The organism is Desulfocurvus sp. DL1XJH-121 (assembly GCF_054819825.1).
The window spans coordinates 1-18,976 of the sequence record NZ_JBTVWW010000025.1; the positions used below are offsets into that span (position 1 = coordinate 1).

Genomic DNA, 18,976 nt, shown 5'->3' on the forward strand with positions numbered 1-18,976 from the left:
AGCCGTACCCCAACCAAGGGCGGCATGACCACGCTCATTTCATGGCCTACTGTCAGGTGATAACCATCTCAGCACAATTTGCCAGACGATCTTTTCTCTTGGCGGGGTAGTTTTTATTCACCGCTTTGGTTGTCATTATTTAAACGCCGTAGATGATTGTGTTTTGACTTGTCCCGTGTAGAGTACAGGTTGCGAAGCGTCCCGGGGCGTGCGGATGCAAGGCGCAAAAAAAAGGCAAGCCCGACGCGTATTCAACATACGCGAGGGTTTGCCTTTTTTGCAGCAACGCAGCAGACGTGCGTCCTGGGACGCTTCGCCGCTAGAAACTCATGCCGGCCAAGCCCACGGTCCACTCGATGCGCTCCTCGTTGGAGGAGTGGGAGTAGCGCAGGGTCAGGGTCCAGCACTGGTGGTTGTAGATCACGTACAGGGCCCGCTCCAGCTCGTTGCCCGTGGCCTGGTCCGAGCGGTACACGAGGCCCGTGGACCAGCGGTCCGAGATGGTCAGGTCCAGGATCACGTAGTACTGCCGGATCTGGTCCTGGTCCTGGCGCGTGTATTCGTCGATGCTGCGCATATAGTTGTAGCCCAGCGTGACGCGGCCCCGGTCCTTCCACTGGGTGCTGACGGACTGGTCCCATTCCGTGAGTTCGCCCTTGTACGGGGAGATGAAGGCCCGCGTGTTCAGGGACAGCCACTCCTCGGGGTACAGGGCCAGTTCGCCCATGACGTCGGAGAAGGGCCGGCGCGGGTATCTGTCGCGCTCGTCCTCGCGGCTGGCCTCGCGCGCGTCGTAGCACTGCTGCAGGCGCAGGCGCAGGAATTCCAGATAGTCCGTGGCGATTCCGGCCGCGCCTCCCTCCTCGGTGGGCGCGCTCACGGTCTCGCGCCGCCGGTCCAGGAGGTTGGTCAGGGAGTAGGTGAGCTCGTTCTGTCCGGCCAGGCGGTCCATGTCGTCGAAATAGGGGTTCTTGCGCTGGCTGATCTGGGGCCGCCAGCCGTATTCCAATCGCGGCTGGACGGCGTGGCGGATCTTGACCCAGCGGCTGTCCCCGGCGTGTTCCTCGTCCAGGGCCAGGGGCTCGGCGTCCAGGTCGAAGACCTTGGAGACCTCGGTGAAGGCCGAGATGTTCAGGTCCGGGATGGTGCGCGAGGCGGTCTTGCCGTTGGTGGGGGCGTAGTCGCGGTTTTCGTATTCATCCACGGAATAGATGGTCTGGCGCAGGCCCAGGGTCGGGATCACGGACACGCCCTGGAAGGCCACGGGCAGGCTCACGCGCGGGTGCAGCTCGAAGCGCGAGCCCTTGGTGCCGTATTCGCGCCAGAAATAGGCCGCCGAGGAATCCAGCTCCCATTCCAGGGGCGTGTCCAGGAACTGGTCCTTCCAGACGTAGGCGTGCAGCTCGGGCAGGCGCTGCAGGGTGGGGTCCTTGTCGTGCTCGCGGTTGCCGTTCTGGTAGTTCAGGTCGCGGGTCCACTGGGCCTTGGCGGAAATGCCGACCTTGTCCCAGTCGCGGGTCAGCAGCAGGGCGGACTCGCGGGTCAGGTCGTCCTTGTCGTCCAGGTCGCGGCCGAACTCGTCGGTGAAGGTCTTGTCGTCCTTGTCGAAGCCCTGCAGCCCGGAGTCGAACTCGCGCAGGTAGTTCTGGTCCGAGACCCAGTCGATGTCCAGCTTGGTCTTCCAGTTGGGGTTCCCGAGGTGGCCGTCGTATTTGCTGCGGAACCAGTAGCGGGTCTGGTTGGCGCGGGTCAGGTCGTCGCCCTTGAACTGGCTGTCCTCGTCGTCCTCGGTGAGCGCCCGGTCGCGGTCGTACATCACGTCGAAACGCCATACGCCCTTGGTCTGGGAGTCCGGGGTGGAGCGGTATTCCACTCCCTGCATGAACCCGCGCTCGCTCATGTAGTTCTCATAGAACGTGGCGTCGGATTCGTCGTCGATGGCCCAGAAGATGGGCTGGTTGTACTGGAAGCCCAGGCGCGAGCTGGTGCCCATCTCGGGCATGAGCAGGCCGCTCTGGCGTTTGGTCTTGGCGGGCAGCACCATGAGCGGCGAGTAGAACACGGGCTTGTCCAACACGTTGAACACGGGCTGCCAGAGCCAGGCGTAGCCCTCGATGGTCAGCTCGCCCTCGTCCACGTCCAGGGACCAGGACCCGGGCCTGCCGTCACAGGTGGTGATCTTGGCCTTTTTGAAGGAATAGGTGTCCGGGCCGAGCTTCTCGATGTGCTCGCCCATGAAATACATGTTTTCTTCGGACAGGAATATCTGGCCGTTCTTGAGCCAGCCCGTGCCGGTCTGGAGGTCGAACTCGGCCTCCTCGGCCGTGAGCACGTCGTTGTTCCAATGGACTTCGACGTTGCCCTTGAGGAACACCCAGCCCGTGGCCTTGTAGTAGCGGGCGAAATCCGCGTCCAGGGTTTGGGTCCCGCGCCAGAGGTGCACGCCGCCCTCGGCCTCCAGGATTTCGGCGTCGTGCTCGGCGGACAGCGAGTCCGCGCGGATCTGCCATTTATCCATTTCCTGGCCCTGGGCGGCCTGGTTGGTGACGGCCCGGGCCAGCGGGTCCCCGGGCGGATCGGCCGTGGCCGCCTGCGCGCTAAAGGGGGCGAGGATCAAGAACGCGGCCATGGCCAGCAGCGCTGCCAGGGGTGCCGGGCGCTGTGCGGGGCATGCGGATGTGTGTGTCATGGGGTCTCGGTTTGGAGGTCCTTAGAGCCGTCCGGCGGAGGCTCGAGCCGCCGGACGCGGGCGTCGCCCGCAGCCGCGAGTATCCCTGTCCCCCTAGCACAGGTTGTCCCAAATGAACAGTAGGCAAGAGCAGGCAAATACATTATATCCATACACCTTCACGGCGTTGGGGCCGTTTCCCAGGAGGAATTCGCCATGAGCATCGCATACAACCACGTTCGCGTCAGGATCCACGTCCCCGCACTGTCCCACAATTACAAGGTCGTGAACGCCCTGGGCGGGAACTGCTTCGCGGTGGTCAAGTCCGACGCCTACGGGCACGGGCTGGCCGTGGCCGCCGAGGCCTTTGCCGAGGCCGGGGCCCGGACCATGGCCGTGGGCACGGTGGAGGAGGCCGAGACCCTTTCCCAGACCACTTTCACCGGGCGCATCGTCTCGCTCCTGGGGCCGCAGCTGCCCGAGGACTTCGAGGCCGCCGTGCGTCTGGGCGTGATTTCGTTCTGCGGCCGCAAGGAGCAGCTGGCGCACCTCGACGAGGCCGCGCGCAAGGCCGGAAAGCCCGCCCACGTGTCCCTGAAGTTCGACACGGGCATGCGCCGCCTGGGCTTCTCGCCCTCCGAGGCCGCGGATGTGCTGGAGTACGTCAAGGGCCTGCCCGGCATCCGGGTGGACCTGGTGTCCTCGCACCTGGCCACGGCGGACATGCCCGAGCGCGCCGGGTTCGTGCGCGAGCAGGCCGCGCGCTTCAAGGAGGCCGTGGACGTGCTGCGCGCGGGCGGGCTCTGTTTCGAGGCCAACCTGGCCAACTCCGCCGCCGTGATGGCCTATCCCGAATACCGTTTCGACGCCCAGCGCCCGGGCATCGCCCTCTACGGGGTGGACCCCCTGCGCGGGGGCACGGGCCCCGGCGCGGACCTGCGCCCGGCCATGGAGGTCTCCACCCTGGTCTACCAGGTGCGCGACCTGGCCGCGGGCGAGAGCGTGAGCTACGGCCAAACCTACACCGCGCAGAACGCCATGCGCGTGGCCGTGGTGGGCGTGGGCTACGCGGACAACTATTCGCGCGGCCTGTCCAACAAGGGCTTCATGGTCCTGCACGGCCGCCGGGTGCCCATCCTGGGCCGGGTCTGCATGCAGATGGCCCTGGTGGACGTCAGCGAGGTGCCCCAGGCCCGCCCCGGGGACACCATCTGGCTGCTCGGCGGGCCCGACGAGGCCGCCGTGACCCCGGACGAGTTGGCCGACTGGTGGGGCACCATTAGCTACGAGGCCTTCTGCCTGCTGGGTATGAACCGCCGGGAGTACGTCCTTGACAGTGGCGGTCAAAGCGGATATTAGCCCCCCTCTTGCCTTGCTCCCGCCATGTGGCGGGGGCCGTATGACCATAAGGAGGATTTGGCATGCGTAAGTATGAGAACCTGCTGCTGCTCTCCCCGGAGCTGTCGGCGGAAGAGCGCCAGGGCATCCTTGATTCCCTCACCGCCATCATTGAGCGGGAAGGGGGCAAGGTCCTGGTTGTGGACGAATGGGGCATGCGCGACCTGGCCTATGCGGTGCACAAGATGGACCGCGGCTACTACGTGCGTCTGGAGTTCTCCATCGGCGGCAATGGCGTTGCCGAGCTGGAGCGCAACATCCGCATCACCGACGGCATCTTCAAGTTCGTCACCGTGAAGCTGGACGAAGTCGAAGAGGAGGTCGCATAACATGGCGTTCCGCAACAAACGTTTCACCCCCCGTCGCAAGTTCTGCCGCTTCTGCGCGGACAAGGAACTGCCCATCGACTACAAGCGTCCCGACATTCTCAGGGATTTCATCACTGAGCGCGGCAAGATCATTCCCCGCCGCATCACCGGGACCTGCGCCAAGCACCAGCGCCGCCTGACCACCGAGATCAAGCGCGCCCGTCAGATGGCCCTGCTGTTCTACACCGCCGTGCACAGTTCCGCTGTGCGCAAGAGGACCATCTAAGGAGGGCCGACATGAAGTTGATTTTACGCGCCGACGTCGATCACCTCGGCCGCCTTGGAGATATCGTCACCGTCAAGCCCGGCTACGGTCGCAACTTCCTGGTGCCCCAGGGCCTGGCCATGGTCGCCAGCGAGGGCAACATCAAGGCCTTTGAACTGGAGCGCCGCAAGCTCCAGGCCGAGATGGACGCCCTGAAGGGTTCCGCCCAGGAACTGGCCGACAAGCTGGCCGCCGCCCCGGTCGTCATCCGGGTGCGCGTGGGCGAGGGCGGCAAGATGTACGGCTCGGTCACCACCGCGAACATCGTTGACGCCCTGGCCGAGATGGGCATAGAAGTGGATCGGAAGAAGATCGTTCTTCACGACCCCATCCGCGCCTTGGGCGAGTTCGCCCTGCCTGTGAAGCTGCACCCCGACGTGGTCTGCGAGATTCAGGTCGCCGTGGTCCGCCACGACTGGGTCGAAGGCGATCCCATTGTCGAGGAGGACGCTTTGGCCCCGGTGGCCGAGGCGGCCGCCGAGACCGAGGAGGCGGCGGAAGCCGTCGAGACCGTCGAGGAAGAAGCAGCCAGCGATGACGACGCAGTACAGGCAGACGAAGAACCCGCAGAATAGCAATACCGCGCAGCGCCGGCCCTCCGGGGCCGGCGCCGTTTCCGGCGGCTCCCTGGACAGGGCCTCCGCCGATCTCCTGCGCAAAGTCCCCCCCCACAACCTTGAAGCCGAACAGGCGGTTCTGGGGGGGGTTTTCTTGAAGAACGAGGTCTTCCACGAACTCGTGGACATCCTCGGGCCCGACGATTTCTACTCCCCCGTCCATTCCACCATCTATCTGGCCTTCCAGGAGCTGTTCCGCAAGTCCAAGCCCATGGACCTGCTGACCGTGCAGGAGGAACTGAACCTGCAGGGCGCCCTGGACGGGGTGGGCGGCCCCGTGTACCTGGCCGAGCTGGCCGGGAGCACCATCGCCGCGGCCAACGCGCCGTTCCACGCCAAGATGGTGCGCGACTGCTCGGTGCAGCGCCAGCTCATCTCCGTGGCCTCGGGCATCATCGAGAACTGCTTCGAGGGCCGCGCCGAAGTGGACGGGCTCCTGGACGAGTCGGAGCAGGCCATCTTCGCCATTTCCGAGGCCCGGTCCAACAAGACCTACACGAGCTCCAAGGAACTCCTGGGCTCGGTCTTCGACAAGCTCACCGAGCTTTTCAACCGCAAGGAACTGGTCACGGGCGTGCCCACGGGCTACCCGGAGCTGAACGAGATCACCGCCGGGCTGCAGCCCACGGACCTGATCATCGTGGCCGGCCGCCCGGCCATGGGCAAGACCTCCTTCGCCCTGAACGTGGCGCTGAACGCGGCCGCGGACTACGGGGTGCCCACGGCGGTCTTCTCCCTGGAGATGGGCATGGACCAGCTGATGATGCGCATGCTCTGCACCCGGGCCCGGGTGGACCTCTCCAGCCTGCGCCGGGGCTACCTCACGGACGAGGACTGGGCGCGCCTCTACGACGCCGGGGACTACCTGGCCCAGGCGCCCCTGTACATCGACGACACCCCGGCCATTTCCACCCTGGAGCTGCGGGCCCGCTGCCGCCGCCTGAAGTCCGAGAAGAACCTGGGCATGGTGGTGGTGGACTATTTGCAGCTCATGCGCGCGGGCAGGCAGATCGACTCCCGCGAGCAGGAAATTTCGGAAATCTCCCGCACCATGAAGGCCCTGGCCAAGGAACTCAAGATACCGGTCATCGCCCTGTCCCAGCTCAACCGCAAGGTGGAGGAGCGCACGGACAAGCGCCCCAAGCTCTCGGACCTGCGCGAGTCCGGGGCCATCGAGCAGGACGCGGACATGATCATGTTCCTGTACCGCGACGCCGTGTACAACGACGCGCTGGACAACCCCAAGGCCAACATCGCCGAGGTCATCATCGGCAAGCACCGAAACGGCCCCACGGGCAGGGTGGAACTCTTTTTCGATAAGGAGTATACCGCCTTCCGCAACCTTTCCCGCGACTCGGACTAATCACTGATCCGTCCGCTCCCTCCCGGGGGGGGCGGCGTCTGGAGTATTTGATGCACTTCCACAAGGCCGAAGCATACACCCGCGAAGAAATCGATAATCTACAGGTCGTGCGCCTGAGAAGCGTCATGGAGCGCGCCGCGCAGTCGCCGTTCTACGCCGAGCGCCTCAAGGGCCTGCGCATCGAAAACATCAAACGCCCCGAGGACATCCGCCGCCTGCCCCTGACCAGCAAGCAGGACCTGCGCGACAACTATCCCTACGGTCTGTTGGCCTGCCCGCCGGAGCGGCTGGTGCGCCTGCACGCCTCCTCGGGCACCACGGGCGCGCCCACGGCCATCGTGTACACGCGAAACGACGTGAACACCTGGGCGGACTTGATGGCGCGGTGCATGTACATGATCGGCATCCGGCCCGAGGACAAGTTCCAGAACATGTCCGGCTACGGCCTGTTCACCGGCGGGCTGGGCATCCATTACGGGGCCGAGCGCCTGGGCTGCATGACCATCCCGGCGGGCGCGGGCAACACCAAGCGCCAGCTGAAGCTCATCCAGGACTTCGGAGTCACGGCACTGCACATCATCCCCTCCTACGCCCTGTATTTCGCCGGGGCCCTGCAGGCCGAGGGCATCAGCCCCGAGGCCTTCACCCCGCGCGTGGCCCTCATCGGCGCGGAGCCCCACACCGAGGAGATCCGCCGCAAGGTGGAGGAGGGCCTGGGGCTCAAGGCCTACAACTCCTACGGCCTGTCGGAGATGAACGGCCCGGGCGTGGCCTTCGAGTGCATGGAGCAGAACGGCATGCACGTCTGGGAGGACGCCTACATCGCCGAGATCATCGATCCCGAAACCCTGGAACCGGTGGCCGAGGGCGAGGTGGGCGAGCTGGTGCTGACCACCCTGACCCGCGAGGGCATGCCCATCCTGCGCTACCGCACCAAGGACCTGACCCGCTTCGTGCCCGGGGCCTGCAAGTGCGGGCGCGCGCACCGGCGCATCGACCGCATCAAGGGCCGCGCCGACGACATGATGATCATCAAGGGCGTGAACATCTACCCCATGCAGATCGAGCAGGTGCTCATGGCCATGCCCGAGGTGGGCGAGAACTACCAGATCGTCATGGAGCGCGAGGGGTTCATCGACCAGCTGCGCGTGCGCGTGGAGATCAAGGAAGAACATTTCGTGGAGGACATGCGCGTCCTCAAGGCCCTGCAGGGCAGGATTCAGGCCCGCCTGCGCGACGAGATTTTGGTCACGCCCAGGGTGGACCTGGTGCAGAACGACAGCCTGCCCAAGAGCCAGGGCAAGGCCCAGCGCGTGGTGGACAACCGGGAGACGGAGGGCTAGTCCATGGATTTGGCGCAGGTCTGGGCCGGGCTGTTCATCATCCTCTGCTTCGGAGTGCTGGGGCTGCACGTCTTCAGCCTGCCCGCCAACTGGGCGCTCCTGGTCCTGGTGGCCCTGTGGAAGGTCATGCACCCGGCCATGGATCTGTCCTGGGCCGGGTTCGCCGGGCTCTGCGCCCTGGCGGCCGTGGCCGAGGTCCTGGAGTTCGTCATCCAGCTGCGCGGCTCCAAGAAGTACGGGGCCACGGGCAAGGGCAACATCGGCGGCATCCTGGGGGCCATCCTGGGGGCCATCCTGGGCGCGGGGTTTTTCCTCGGCCTGGGCGCGCTGCCCGGTGCCCTCGTGGGGGCCTACGCGGGCTGCCTGTCCGTGGAGATGCTCATGGGCCGGAACTTCGCCGAGGCGCGCACTGCGGCCTGGGGCGCCATGTGGGGCAAATTTTTCGGGCTCACGGCCAAGGCCGGGCTCGGCGGGGTCATCCTGGCCCTGTCCGTCCCCGCCATCTGGACCTGAGGCCCTGGGACCTGTTTTCTGTCACGCTCTAACGGATCACTCACCTGCTGAACATCGCGAAAAGGAAGAGAGAAGATGGCTGACGCTTGTACCTTCCCGGCCTACCGGGGCCGGATGGAATATTTCTGCCTGGGCTGCGGCGCCGTCCACGGCATCGACGAACTGCTGTACACCTGCCCCAGCTGCGGGGACGTGTTCCTGCTGCGCGACGCGGAGTTCGACTCCCTGAAGAAGACCTCCGGCGCCCAGTGGCGCGAGATCTTCGACAACCGCATGCGCTCCAAGAACAGCGCCCTGCGCGGCGTGTTCCGCTTCTACGAGCTCATGGCCCCGGTGCTGGAGGAGGAGGACATCGTCTACCTGGGCGAGGGCCAGACCCCCATCGTGGAGTCCGCCCCGGCCCTGCGCGAGACCCTGGGCGGCCAGAACATGGCCTTCAAGAACGACGGCCAGAACCCGTCCGCGTCCTTCAAGGATCGGGGCATGGCCTGCGCCTTCAGCTTCCTGAAGCACCTCATCCGCACCACGGGCTCCGAGGAGATCCTGGCCGTGTGCGCGTCCACGGGCGACACGTCCGCGGCCGCAGCGCTGTACGCCTCCTACGTGGGCGGCAGCGTGAAGAGCGCGGTGATCCTGCCCCAGGGCAAGGTCACGCCCCAGCAGCTGGCCCAGCCGCTCGGCAGCGGCGCGGCCGTGCTGGAGGTCCCGGGCGTGTTCGACGACTGCATGAAGGTCGTGGAGCGCCTGGCGGACAACTACCAGGTGGCGCTGCTCAATTCCAAGAACGCCTGGCGCATCCTGGGCCAGGAGTCCTACGCCTTCGAGGTCGCCCAGTGGTACGACTGGGACATGTCCGGCAAGTGCGTGTTCGTGCCCATCGGCAACGCGGGCAACGTCACGGCCATCATGGGCGGCTTCCTGAAGCTCTATGACCTCGGCATCATCGAGGCCCTGCCGCGTATCTTCGGCGTGCAGTCCGAGCACGCGGACCCGGTCTGGCGCTACTACGCCCAGCCCGAGGGCAAGCGCGAGTACAAGCCCGTGGCCGTGACCCCGTCCGTGGCCCAGGCCGCCATGATCGGCAACCCCGTGTCCTTCCCGCGCGTGAAGTACTTCGCCGAGCGCTTCATCCAGGCCGGCGGCCCCGAGGCCTTCCAGGTGCTGCACGTGTCCGAGCAGGCCATCATCGAGGCCATGCTTTCGGCCAACAGCCACGGCCACATCTCCTGCACCCAAGGCGGCGAATGCCTGGCCGGCCTGGCCCTGGCCCGCGAGTTGGGCCTGATCCGCGCCGAGGAGGAGGCCGTGCTCGACGCCACCGCGCACATGCTCAAGTTCATCGGCTTCCAGGACATGTACTTCACGAACACCTTCCCCCCGGAATTCGGCGTGACCCCCGACCCCTCGCGGGCCAACAGCCCCGAGCTGATCATCACGCCCGAAGACAAGGAGCGCCTGTCCCCCGAGGACTACACCGCCGCCGCGGCCGACGCCGTGGTCAAGCGGTTGGGCTTGAAGGCGAGGTAGATACTTTTTTAAATATACGTTTTCTTGTTGATTAGTGCATAAAGCCTCGTGTAGTGTGCCTACACGAGGCTTTATTTTTTTAGGCTAGTGAGGGCAAAATGGATATTGAAAAGAGTCTGTTTCGGATAGATAGTTACGATTTCTTTGGATATCTTGCTCCTGGTATTTTGTCATTTATGGCTATTATTGTTAGTTCGGTTCAAGTTATAAAGAAGTATTCTATGCTTGAGGCAATTGATCATATAATAGTTTTTGCTAATAAACTTGATATGGATGTTTTTATTTTTTTGAGTATAATATTTATAATATCTTCATATGTAGTAGGACATTTAACTGGATCAATGTCGTCTTCTTTATTCGAGAAGACGATAGTTGGTAAAATTTTTGGATATCCTTACTCTTCAATAATATTTAATAAAGAGACAAATCAGAGCTTTTCGTCATGGTATTATAGGGCTTTTATATCGTTGGTGTATTTAGTTTCTCTTCTGTATGTAGCTTGCGGTTTTAATATAAAGATTAAATTTGACGCTTTGTCGATGAATTTTATTCTGTATCCATATTGTGTTGTTGGGACTGTGTTAATAGTGCTCGTTTTTATGAAATCAATAGATACAAGGGTGACGATCAAAATTACTGAGGATAATAAATTCCATAGGTTCATGTTTCTTTTGTGTAAAATATTTGGTCATCCATTTTATATTACAGAAAGAATTAATTACCATTTCCAAGGGCAGATTCGGACGTTTCCTAAGCCTTTTGTCGAAAAAATAAAAGTACGGTATAAAGAGTTGTTTGGCGTAGAGCTTACTGAAGAAGTGAAGACTGAAGCATATTGGGCTATATTTTGGTTTGTATCAAATTCTAACGTGTTTGTTCGTGATAGGTTGAATAAGTGGCTTGTTTTGTATGGTTTTATGAGGAATATGAGCTTTTCTGCATTGATTTCATCGATTATAATTGTTGTTCCGAAAAGATTTGTCGAAAGTGAAGGCCTTTTGCCTGTTGGTGTTGGCCTAGTGCTGCTAGTGTTGTCGGTTGTGTTTTCATTTAGATATTATTATTTGTATTTTGGGTATTATTCGAAAACAATATTTCGAGTATTTGCATATGGAGAAGGCTTAACACCAAAATAATGGTTCTTGAAAAGATCCATGCTCAAAAGCAAGGCCCCCGCGAACGCGGGGGCCTTTTTCGTGGGGCTGGACGCGGGGGGCGCTCAGACTATCTTGAAGGTCCGGTCCCTGCCGCCGGGGCGGATGACGTGCACCGAGCAGGCGTTGCAGGGGTCGAAGGAATGCACGGTGCGCAGGATCTCCACCGGGCGCTCGGGGTCCAGCACGGGCACGCCCTGCAGGGATTCCTCCACGGCCGAGGGCTTGCCCTGCTCGCAGCGCGGGCCCATGTTCCAGGTGCTGGGAACCACCATCTGGTAGTTGGCCGTGGTCCCCTTGTCGATGTTGATCCAGTGGGACAGCGCCCCGCGCGTCACGGCGGTGAAGCCCACGCCCCGGGCCTTGTCCGGCAGCTTGTGCTCCCTGAATATCTCCACGTCGCTCTTCTTGGCGCGCTGCTCCAGCTCGTCGATCCAGGCGGGCATCCTGTTCACCAGGATGTTGGCCTCGGCCATGCGGCAGGCCGTGCGGCCCAGGGTGGAGAAGAGGTTCGCAGGCTTCAGCTTGCAGGCCTTGAGCCACTCGTCCAGATACTGCCTGGTCTCCTTCTCGCCCCGGGCGTAGGCCAGGCTGCGCCGGGCCAGGGGGCCGCATTCCATGGACTCGCCCTTGTAGCGCGGGGCCTTGGACCAGGAGTACTTGCCGTTTTCGTCGTAGCCCGAGTGTTTGGGCTCGGTGACGCCCTCGTAGGGGTGCCGGGCCGGGCCGGGCTCGTACCAGCTGTGGGCCACGTGCTCCTTGATCTCGCTCGTGTCCAGCTTGTCCACCTTCTTGAAGTCCCGGTTCCAGAGCACGCCCGAGCGGAACATGGGGTCCTTGCCGGTTTCGGGGTCCAGGAAGTCGTCGTAGGCGAAGTAGTTGCTGGTGCCGCCGTAGACGCAGGCCTCGGGATAGGCCTTGCCCAGGATCATCAGGTCGCCCCGGAAGTTGTTGGCGTAGAAGCCCCTGCACTCGTCGTACAGGCTGCGGAACTCGGCGAAGCGCTCGGGCCTGAGCGCTTCGTAGCAGGTCACCCCGCCCACCTGCATGGTCTGGGAGTGGGGGTTCTTGCCCGAGAAGATGGCCATGGCCCGGGACATCTTGAGCTGCACGCGCAGCGCCGTGAGGTAGTTGCTGGCCATGATCAGGTTTTCCTCGGGCGTGAGCTTGTAGGCCGGGTGGCCGCCCAGGAAGTAGGCGTTGGTCAGCCAGCCCAGCTGGCCGCCGTCCACGAACTTCTTCAGCCTGGTCTTGACCATGTAGTATTCCCCGGGGTCCTGCTCCGCGCCGGTGAGCTGGGATTCCAGCGCGGCGGCCTTCAGGGGGTCGCCGTTCAGGGCGTCGGCCATGTCGAAGAAGTCCAGGGAATGCAAGTGGTAGAAGTGCACCAGATGGTCGTGGGCGATGAGGGTGGAGAGGATCAGGTGGCGCACCAGCTGCGCGGCCGGGGGCGGCAGGAAGTCGAAGGAGTTCTCCACCGCGCGGATGCTGGTCAGGGAATGGGTGGTGGTGCACACGCCACAGGCGCGCTGCACGTAGTTGTGCACGTCCTGGGGCGGGCGGCCCTTGACGATCATCTCCAGCCCCCGGAAGAGCTGGGTGCTGGAAAAGGCCTTTTCGATGACCCCGTTCTTGAGATCCGTGCGAATCTTGACGTGGCCCTCCACACGCGTCACCGGGTCGACGGTGATGGGGCCGGTGAATTTGCTGTTGGCCATTGGAGGACCTCCTTATGAGCTTTTCTTTTCGCGGATTTCAGCGCCGAAGGGAGCCAGCTGATCCCAGAAGTCGGGCTCGCTGCACCCCAGGCACGGGCCGCCCGCGCGCACGGGCCAGTTGGTCTGGTTGAAGAGCGCGGTGGGGCAGTTGTTGTAGGTCCAGGGGCCCCGGCAGCCGAGCTTGTGCAGGCACCAGCCCTTGCGCGCCTCCTCCGAGGCGAAGGAGGTGGCGAACTCGCCCTTGTCGAAGTGCTTGCGGCGTTCGCACTTGTCGTGGACCGTGCGGCCGAAGAACATCAGCGGCCGCCGGTTGGCGTCCAGCTTGGGCATGCCCTTGGTCAGGAGATGCACCACGGTGCCCACGTAGTTGATGGGGTTGGGCGGGCAGCCGGAGATGTTGATGGGCGCGACGTCGATGGCGGCCAGGGCCTCGGACACGCTCTTGGCGCGGGAGGGGTTGGGGGCGGCCGCCTGGATGCCGCCGAAGCAGGCGCAGGTGCCCATGGCGATGACGGCCTTGGCCCCCGAGGCCACCCTGGAGAACAGCGAGAGCATGGTCTCGCCGCCCACTTGGCCCCAGGTGCCGCCGTCGCGGGTGGGGATGGCGCCCTCGATGGTGCAGACGTAGCCCTCGGGGTTCCTCATGGCCGTTTCCAGGGCCTTGTGGGCGGCCTCGCCCGCGGCGGCCATGAGGGTCTCGTCGTAGTCCAGGGAGATCACTTCCATGATCAGGTTGTCGATGTACGGGTCCACGTTGCGCAGCAGCGCCTCGGTGCAGCCCGTGCATTCGGCCCCGTGCATGTAGATCACGGACGGGCGCTTCTTGGTCTCCAGGGCCCGGGCCACGGTGCCCGCCATGGAGGCGTCCATGCCCATGGCCACGGCCACGGCCGCGCAGAATTTCATGAAATCGCGGCGGGAGACGGCGCCGCCCGCTTCGCGCTCCGCCAGGAGTGCTGAGATGTAGGCGTTGGAACTCATGGCAGCCTCCTTATTTCTTGAGCTTGTGGCAGCCGTCGGTGCAGGACAGGGGCGGCAACGCGTCCGACGCGAGGCGGAGGTGCCGGTGGCAGCCCAGACAGCTGTTGTTGTCCCGGTTGTCGCTGTGCCAGGCCAGATAGAACCCGGCGGGGTCCTCGGGGTCGTCGTTGTTGTGGCACTGGCGGCAGGGCACGTACTCCCCGAGGGTCTTGGCGGATTCCTTGTGGTGGCAGTCGCGGCAGGCGTTGTAGACCGCGTGGAACCCGTGGGGGAATTTCACCTCTTCGACCCATTTGACCAGGGGTTTGTTCCGTTCCGGCCGTTTGATGACGATGTCCTTGGGCACCTCGTAGGCCAGAAGCGCCACGGCGGGCAGCAGCGACGCCATGAGGGCCAGGACGAACAAGAACCGAAGGCCTTTCATGGCCAACCTCCCGTGTTGAGGATTTTTGACCATGACATGATAGCAGATAAATACAGGCGATCAATATTCGTGATGCTGAAAAATGAAGGCGGGTTGCAATTGATCGATTTGTTGCTGCATCAATCCGTCGTGTTTGACGAATTTAATGGATGGCGAGAAGTGATACGGCAGTTGTTTATGCGTTGTTGATGGATTAATGACACTTCACGGCTACGAAAAATGTATTCGTGGCGCTGAGGGGAGGGTGGTCAGGCGGGAAGGTCCAGGTTCAGAGGCAGGCTTTCGGCGTGGACCATGTCGCAGGGCAGCCGGTCCAGGGGGCCCGTCTGGTGGCTTGTGAGGAGCGCGGCCCCGCCGCGATGCAGGACGTCGCCCAGGATGCGCGCGATCTCCAGCTGCCAGGCCTCGTCCAGGAAGGCGAAGGGCTCGTCCAGGAACAGGGCCTCGGGCTCCGCGGCCAGGGCCCGGGCCAGGTTCAGCCTGCGCCGCATGCCGCCGCTCATGGCCGGGGGCAGGACCGAGTGGGGCAGGTCCAGGCGGTCCAGCCAGAATCCGGCCTTGCGCCTGCGGTCGGCGGCCCCGCCGGGGAGCACCAGGGCCACGTTGTCCAGGGCCGAGAGCCAGGGCACGAGCACGTCGTCCTGAAAGGCGCAGGCCACACGGCGCGTGCCCAGGGCCACGGTTCCCGAGTCGGGCCTGGCCAGCCCGGCGGCGGTCTCCAGCAAGGTCGTCTTGCCGCAGCCCGAGGGCCCCAGGATGCACAGGGCCCGGCCGGGAGCCACGCGCAGGGTGGCCGAGCCCACGACCTCCACGCCGCCGAGGACGCGGCCGACGTTGTGCAGGCTGATCATGCGTTCTCCCTGGTCTTGGCGGTGAAGCGCACGGCCGTTCGCCTGAGCCGCGCCACCAGCGTCATCTCCAGGCCTACGCCCAGGGCCACCAGCACCAGCCCCCAGGCCAGCAGGTTCTCCATCTCCAGCATGTGGTAGGCCCAGTAGAGCCGCGCGCCCACGCCCCGGCCCGAGGCCAGGTATTCGGCCACGGCGGCCACTTTCCAGGACGCGGACAGGGCGTAGGACAGCCCGGCGGCCACGTAGGGCGTCACGCCGGGCAGGAGCACCCGGAGCAGGACCCGCCCGCGCGGCACGCGGAACAGGCGGGTCATGGCGGGCAGGCGCGGGTCCAGGGCCAGGCAGCCCTGGGTGACGTTGGCGAAGAGCGGGGGAAACACCGAGGCGAAGACCACGGCCACGGGCACGGCCGAGCCCGTACCGCACCAGACCATGGCCAGGCTGACCCAGAGCACCGGGGGGCAGGATTGCAGGGCCGCCACCAGGGGGGCGGTGAGGCGGGCGGCGGAGCGGTTCAGCCCGGCGGGCACGCCCAGGACCAGGGCGGCGGCCAAGGCCGCGCCCAGACCCGCCATGGCCCGCCAGAGGGTGGTGCCCACGTCGGCCCAGGCCTGGGCCGTGGCGAACAGGGCGGCCAGGGCGGGCAGCACCTTCCACGGCGGCGGGGCCAGGGCCGCGCCGCCCAGGGCCGTGGCCGCGAGCCAGAGGCCCAGCAGCAGGGCCAGGGAGGTCAGGGTGGGCAGGGTCCTGGACAGCACGGCGGGCATCATGGTCCGTCCCAGAAGAAGCCCTTGGGCAGATTTTGCGCCTCCCGGGGAGCCACGAGGCGCAGGTAGCGCAGGATCTCGTCCCGGCAGTCCCGGGCCGGGCGCACCAGGACCACGTCCCGGGCCAGGGAGCGGCGCAGCACGTCCCGGGGCAGGAAGCGCTGGAATTCATCGGGCAGGGCCTCCACGCCCAGCTCGGTGTTCCCCGCCACCTCGGCCCCGGCGCGGACCAGGGCCGCCAGCAGGTCCCGGGCCAGGCCGGGATGGCGCGACTCCAGGTCCGCGTGCACGGCGATGCCCGCCACGGGCAGCCTGGGGGCGCAGCCTTCGGCCCGGCCGTAGAGGTCCTCCACCGAGGCCACCACGCGCAGGCCGGGCACCTTGTCCAGGAGGATGGTGGTCTGCGGCTCGGGCGCGAGCATGTCCCGCACGCCGCCGCGCAGGGCCTCCAGTTGGAGCTGGCGCGGCTCCAGGGGAATGAACTCCAGGGGCGGCAGACCCAGCCCAGGGGCGATGTGCCGGAGCACGGGAACCGCCGGGGACTGGGGCGGGGCCACGGCCAGGCGCAGCACGCCGTCGTCCCCGGCCAGGTCGGCCAGTTCGGGGGAGCCGGGCCGGGCGCTGAGGATGGAGAACTTGCGCCAGCCCGTGACGGCCAGCAGGCGCACGGGCGCGCCCCTGCGGGCGGCCTGGGCGAAGCCCTCCACATGCCCCAGCCAGATGTCTCCCTTGCCCGCCAGCAGCGCCCCGCGCAGGTCGTCGAGGTTCTTCCAGTACTCCACGCGCAGCCCTGCGAGCCCCGGGACAGTCCCCCCGGCCACGGCCCGCCAGAAGGGCATCTGGGGCGTGCTGGCCGCCGCCGTGGTCAGGAACAGCACGGGCTCGGCCTGGGCCGCGCGGGAGCCCCGGCCCATGGGAGCCGCCCCAAGGACCAGGACCCATGCGAGGACGATGGCCGCAAGGGCCGCCGCGAGGTATGCGCGCTTCACGGGCTTCACGCCGCGCCCCTAGAAGCCCAGGGTGTAGGTGAAGGCCGCGTTGGACCCCGGCGCCACCAGTTCGATGCCCCGGGAGTTGGCCAGGTAGTTCACGTAGCGCTTGTCCAGGAGGTTGGAGAGGCGCAGGGCGAACTCGTGGCTGAAGCGCCCCGAGGGCAGGGTCAGGCCCGCGGCCAGGTTGGCCGTCATCCAGCCGTCCATGGGCTCCATGTCGTCGGGCACCACCTTCTTGCACGTGGCCCACTGGGCCTCGGCCAGGGTCCAGAACCCGTTGTCCGCGTCGAAGCGCAGGCCCGCCGTGCCGTTGACCGGGGGGATGGTGCGCAGGGGCTGGTCCTTTTCCGTGTCCTCGCCGTGCAGGAAGGCCACGTTGCCGTAGAGGCTCCAGCAGGGGGCGAAGCGCCAGTGGGCGTCCAGTTCCAGGCCCAGGATGCGGGCGGTGCCCACGTTGGCCATGGTCGTCACCGTGGGCGAGGTCTGCTCCTCGGTGATCAGGTCCGTGACCCAGTTGCCGAAGACGTTGGCCGAGGCCCGCAGCGTTTCGTCGGCGTAGCGCAGGGAATACTCGGCGAACCAGGACTTTTCGGGGTCCAGGGCCGGGTTGCCTTCCAGGGTCTTGCCCCCGCCCAGGGTGATGTGCTTGTAGCGCTCCATGATGTCCGCCGAGCGGAAGCTGCTGGCCCCGATGAGGGATTGGGTCCAGTGCTCGGCGAATTCCCAGGTCAGGCCGAGATGGGCGTTCCAGTTGGTGTCCGTTTCCGTGTTCTCCTCCTGGGCGGAGGAGTCGCGGCAGGAGGTCTCCACCTGGTCGGCGCGGGCCCCCGCGTTGAGGGTCCAGTCCGGGGCCACGGCCCAGTCGTCCTCGGCGTAGACGCCCATGGAGAGCATGGAGGCGTTGGGGATGGGGTCGTCGTAGACGATGCCCGCCAGGGTGTTTTTGCGGCGGTCCGAGGCCATGCGCCAGTTCCAGGCCTCGGCCCCGGCCACCAGGGTGTGCTCGCCCATCTCGAAGATTCCGCGCAGGTTGCCGCCCCAGGTCTCGTGTTCGGCCTGGGTGGATATCTCGCGCACGGCGGCCGTGGGCTGCTCGATGCGCGCCCGGCGGTCGTTGCGCATCATGTAGCCGTCCAGCTCCAGGCGCGTGAGGATCCCGGCGTCGGCGTCCCAGACGTTGTGCAGCCCCACGAGCACGTTGCCCGTGCGCGGATAGCTCACGGGGGCGGTCTTGGGCATGGTGGAGGAGCCGCCGGGGATGCCCACCTCGTGGGCCTCGACGACCATGAGCTGCATCTCGGTGCGCACGTCGTCGGTCCAGCGGAAGCCCGCGGACAGGCGCGCCTGGTTGTCCTGGTAGTCGCTGTTGGCGACGGTTTCGCCTTCGCCGCCCCTGTAGTCGTCGTGGGCGCGGCGGCCGCCGGAGACCATGACCCAGAGGCGTTCGCCCTCGAACGCGCCCCGGGCGTAGCCGTCCCAGCCCTCGGTGTTGGTGGAGAAGGTGTTGCTCACTTCGCCGTGGACCTGGCTCTCGTCGCGGAAGCTGCCCTTCTTGGTGATGATGTTCACCACGCCGCCCGTGGAGCCGGACCCGTACAGGGCGCTGATGGGCCCCTTGAGGACCTCCACGCGCTCCACGTCCTGGGGATTGATGAAGCCCAGGCGGGCGTTGAGGTCCGTGGCCGTGTTCACGCGCATGCCGTCGATGAGCACCACCACCGAGCTGGTGCCCAGGCCGCGGATGATCACGTCCCGGCCCCAGGCGGACTCGCCGCCGGCCGAGACGCCGGAGACGCGCCCCAGGGCGTCGGCCACGCTGGCGTGGGACGACAGGAGGATGTCCTCCCGGTCCGCCACGCCCACGCCGCCGGGGGTGCTGGACAGGGTGCTGTTCATGCCGCGCGCCGTGACGATCACGGGCTCCAGCAGGACGTCGCCGCCCGCGTCCTTGTCGGCGGCGGAGGCGGGCAGGGAGAGGAACAACGCCAGGGCCAGCAGAGCGGAGATGCGCAAGATGTGCATGGCGT

The 18,976-nt window shown here is 65.2% G+C and carries 17 protein-coding genes; 9 read left to right on the top strand and 8 right to left on the bottom strand.

All coding sequences use genetic code 11. The features are described from left to right. Positions 1-319: 319 nt before the first annotated feature. Positions 320-2,689: an LPS-assembly protein LptD gene (locus ACYYG1_RS14710; RefSeq protein ID WP_461211088.1), complete on the bottom strand. Its 2,370-nt coding sequence runs from the start codon at positions 2,687-2,689 to the stop codon at positions 320-322. Positions 2,690-2,884: 195 nt separating this feature from the next. On the opposite strand from ACYYG1_RS14710, the gene alr reads away from it, so the two are divergent. The 9 genes from alr to ACYYG1_RS14755 all read left to right on the top strand — a co-directional run bounded on the left by alr (position 2,885) and on the right by ACYYG1_RS14755 (position 11,198). Then, positions 2,885-4,027, top strand: coding sequence for an alanine racemase (gene alr, locus ACYYG1_RS14715; RefSeq protein WP_461211089.1), 1,143 nt, complete (start codon positions 2,885-2,887; stop codon positions 4,025-4,027). A gap of 62 nt (positions 4,028-4,089) precedes the next feature. Then, positions 4,090-4,395, top strand: coding sequence for a 30S ribosomal protein S6 (gene rpsF / locus ACYYG1_RS14720; protein WP_461211090.1), 306 nt, complete (start codon positions 4,090-4,092; stop codon positions 4,393-4,395). 1 nt (position 4,396) lies between these two features. Then, complete coding sequence (rpsR, locus tag ACYYG1_RS14725; protein ID WP_461211091.1) at positions 4,397-4,660, top strand: 30S ribosomal protein S18; 264 nt, start codon at positions 4,397-4,399, stop codon at positions 4,658-4,660. Between the two features lie 11 nt (positions 4,661-4,671). Continuing rightward, on the top strand, positions 4,672-5,274 hold the full coding sequence (rplI, locus tag ACYYG1_RS14730; protein WP_461211092.1) for a 50S ribosomal protein L9: 603 nt from the start codon (positions 4,672-4,674) through the stop codon (positions 5,272-5,274). Further along, positions 5,234-6,679 (top strand): replicative DNA helicase, encoded by a 1,446-nt coding sequence (gene dnaB, locus ACYYG1_RS14735; RefSeq protein ID WP_461211093.1) that lies wholly within the window; start codon positions 5,234-5,236, stop codon positions 6,677-6,679. Before rplI ends, dnaB begins: the two co-directional genes overlap by 41 nt. 50 nt (positions 6,680-6,729) lie before the next feature. Beyond that, complete coding sequence (locus ACYYG1_RS14740; protein ID WP_461211094.1) at positions 6,730-8,022, top strand: phenylacetate--CoA ligase family protein; 1,293 nt, start codon at positions 6,730-6,732, stop codon at positions 8,020-8,022. A gap of 3 nt (positions 8,023-8,025) precedes the next feature. Further along, positions 8,026-8,535 (top strand): DUF456 domain-containing protein, encoded by a 510-nt coding sequence (locus ACYYG1_RS14745; protein WP_461211095.1) that lies wholly within the window; start codon positions 8,026-8,028, stop codon positions 8,533-8,535. A gap of 75 nt (positions 8,536-8,610) precedes the next feature. Beyond that, positions 8,611-10,062, top strand: coding sequence for a threonine synthase (gene thrC / locus ACYYG1_RS14750; RefSeq protein WP_461211096.1), 1,452 nt, complete (start codon positions 8,611-8,613; stop codon positions 10,060-10,062). Positions 10,063-10,160: 98 nt separating this feature from the next. Continuing rightward, positions 10,161-11,198: a hypothetical protein gene (locus ACYYG1_RS14755; protein WP_461211097.1), complete on the top strand. Its 1,038-nt coding sequence runs from the start codon at positions 10,161-10,163 to the stop codon at positions 11,196-11,198. Between the two features lie 83 nt (positions 11,199-11,281). On the opposite strand, the gene ACYYG1_RS14760 is transcribed toward ACYYG1_RS14755, so the two are convergent. The 7 genes from ACYYG1_RS14760 to ACYYG1_RS14790 form a co-directional block, all read right to left on the bottom strand. Next, positions 11,282-12,934, bottom strand: a complete 1,653-nt coding sequence (locus tag ACYYG1_RS14760) for a nickel-dependent hydrogenase large subunit (protein ID WP_461211098.1) — start codon at positions 12,932-12,934, stop codon at positions 11,282-11,284. Positions 12,935-12,946: 12 nt separating this feature from the next. Beyond that, positions 12,947-13,915: a hydrogenase small subunit gene (locus ACYYG1_RS14765; RefSeq protein ID WP_461211099.1), complete on the bottom strand. Its 969-nt coding sequence runs from the start codon at positions 13,913-13,915 to the stop codon at positions 12,947-12,949. A 10-nt stretch (positions 13,916-13,925) separates the two neighbouring features. Next, positions 13,926-14,339 carry a cytochrome c3 family protein gene (locus tag ACYYG1_RS14770; RefSeq protein WP_461211100.1) on the bottom strand — a complete coding sequence of 138 codons (414 nt, stop codon included), beginning with the start codon at positions 14,337-14,339 and terminating at the stop codon, positions 13,926-13,928. A gap of 248 nt (positions 14,340-14,587) precedes the next feature. Then, complete coding sequence (locus ACYYG1_RS14775; protein ID WP_461211101.1) at positions 14,588-15,190, bottom strand: ATP-binding cassette domain-containing protein; 603 nt, start codon at positions 15,188-15,190, stop codon at positions 14,588-14,590. Continuing rightward, complete coding sequence (locus ACYYG1_RS14780; RefSeq protein ID WP_461211102.1) at positions 15,187-15,960, bottom strand: ABC transporter permease; 774 nt, start codon at positions 15,958-15,960, stop codon at positions 15,187-15,189. Before ACYYG1_RS14780 ends, ACYYG1_RS14775 begins: the two co-directional genes overlap by 4 nt. Then, positions 15,957-16,955 carry an ABC transporter substrate-binding protein gene (locus ACYYG1_RS14785; protein ID WP_461211103.1) on the bottom strand — a complete coding sequence of 333 codons (999 nt, stop codon included), beginning with the start codon at positions 16,953-16,955 and terminating at the stop codon, positions 15,957-15,959. The genes ACYYG1_RS14780 and ACYYG1_RS14785 overlap by 4 nt, the downstream gene beginning before the upstream one ends. Before the next feature lie 9 nt (positions 16,956-16,964). After that, complete coding sequence (locus ACYYG1_RS14790) at positions 16,965-18,971, bottom strand: TonB-dependent receptor plug domain-containing protein (protein ID WP_461211104.1); 2,007 nt, start codon at positions 18,969-18,971, stop codon at positions 16,965-16,967. Positions 18,972-18,976 lie beyond the last annotated feature (5 nt).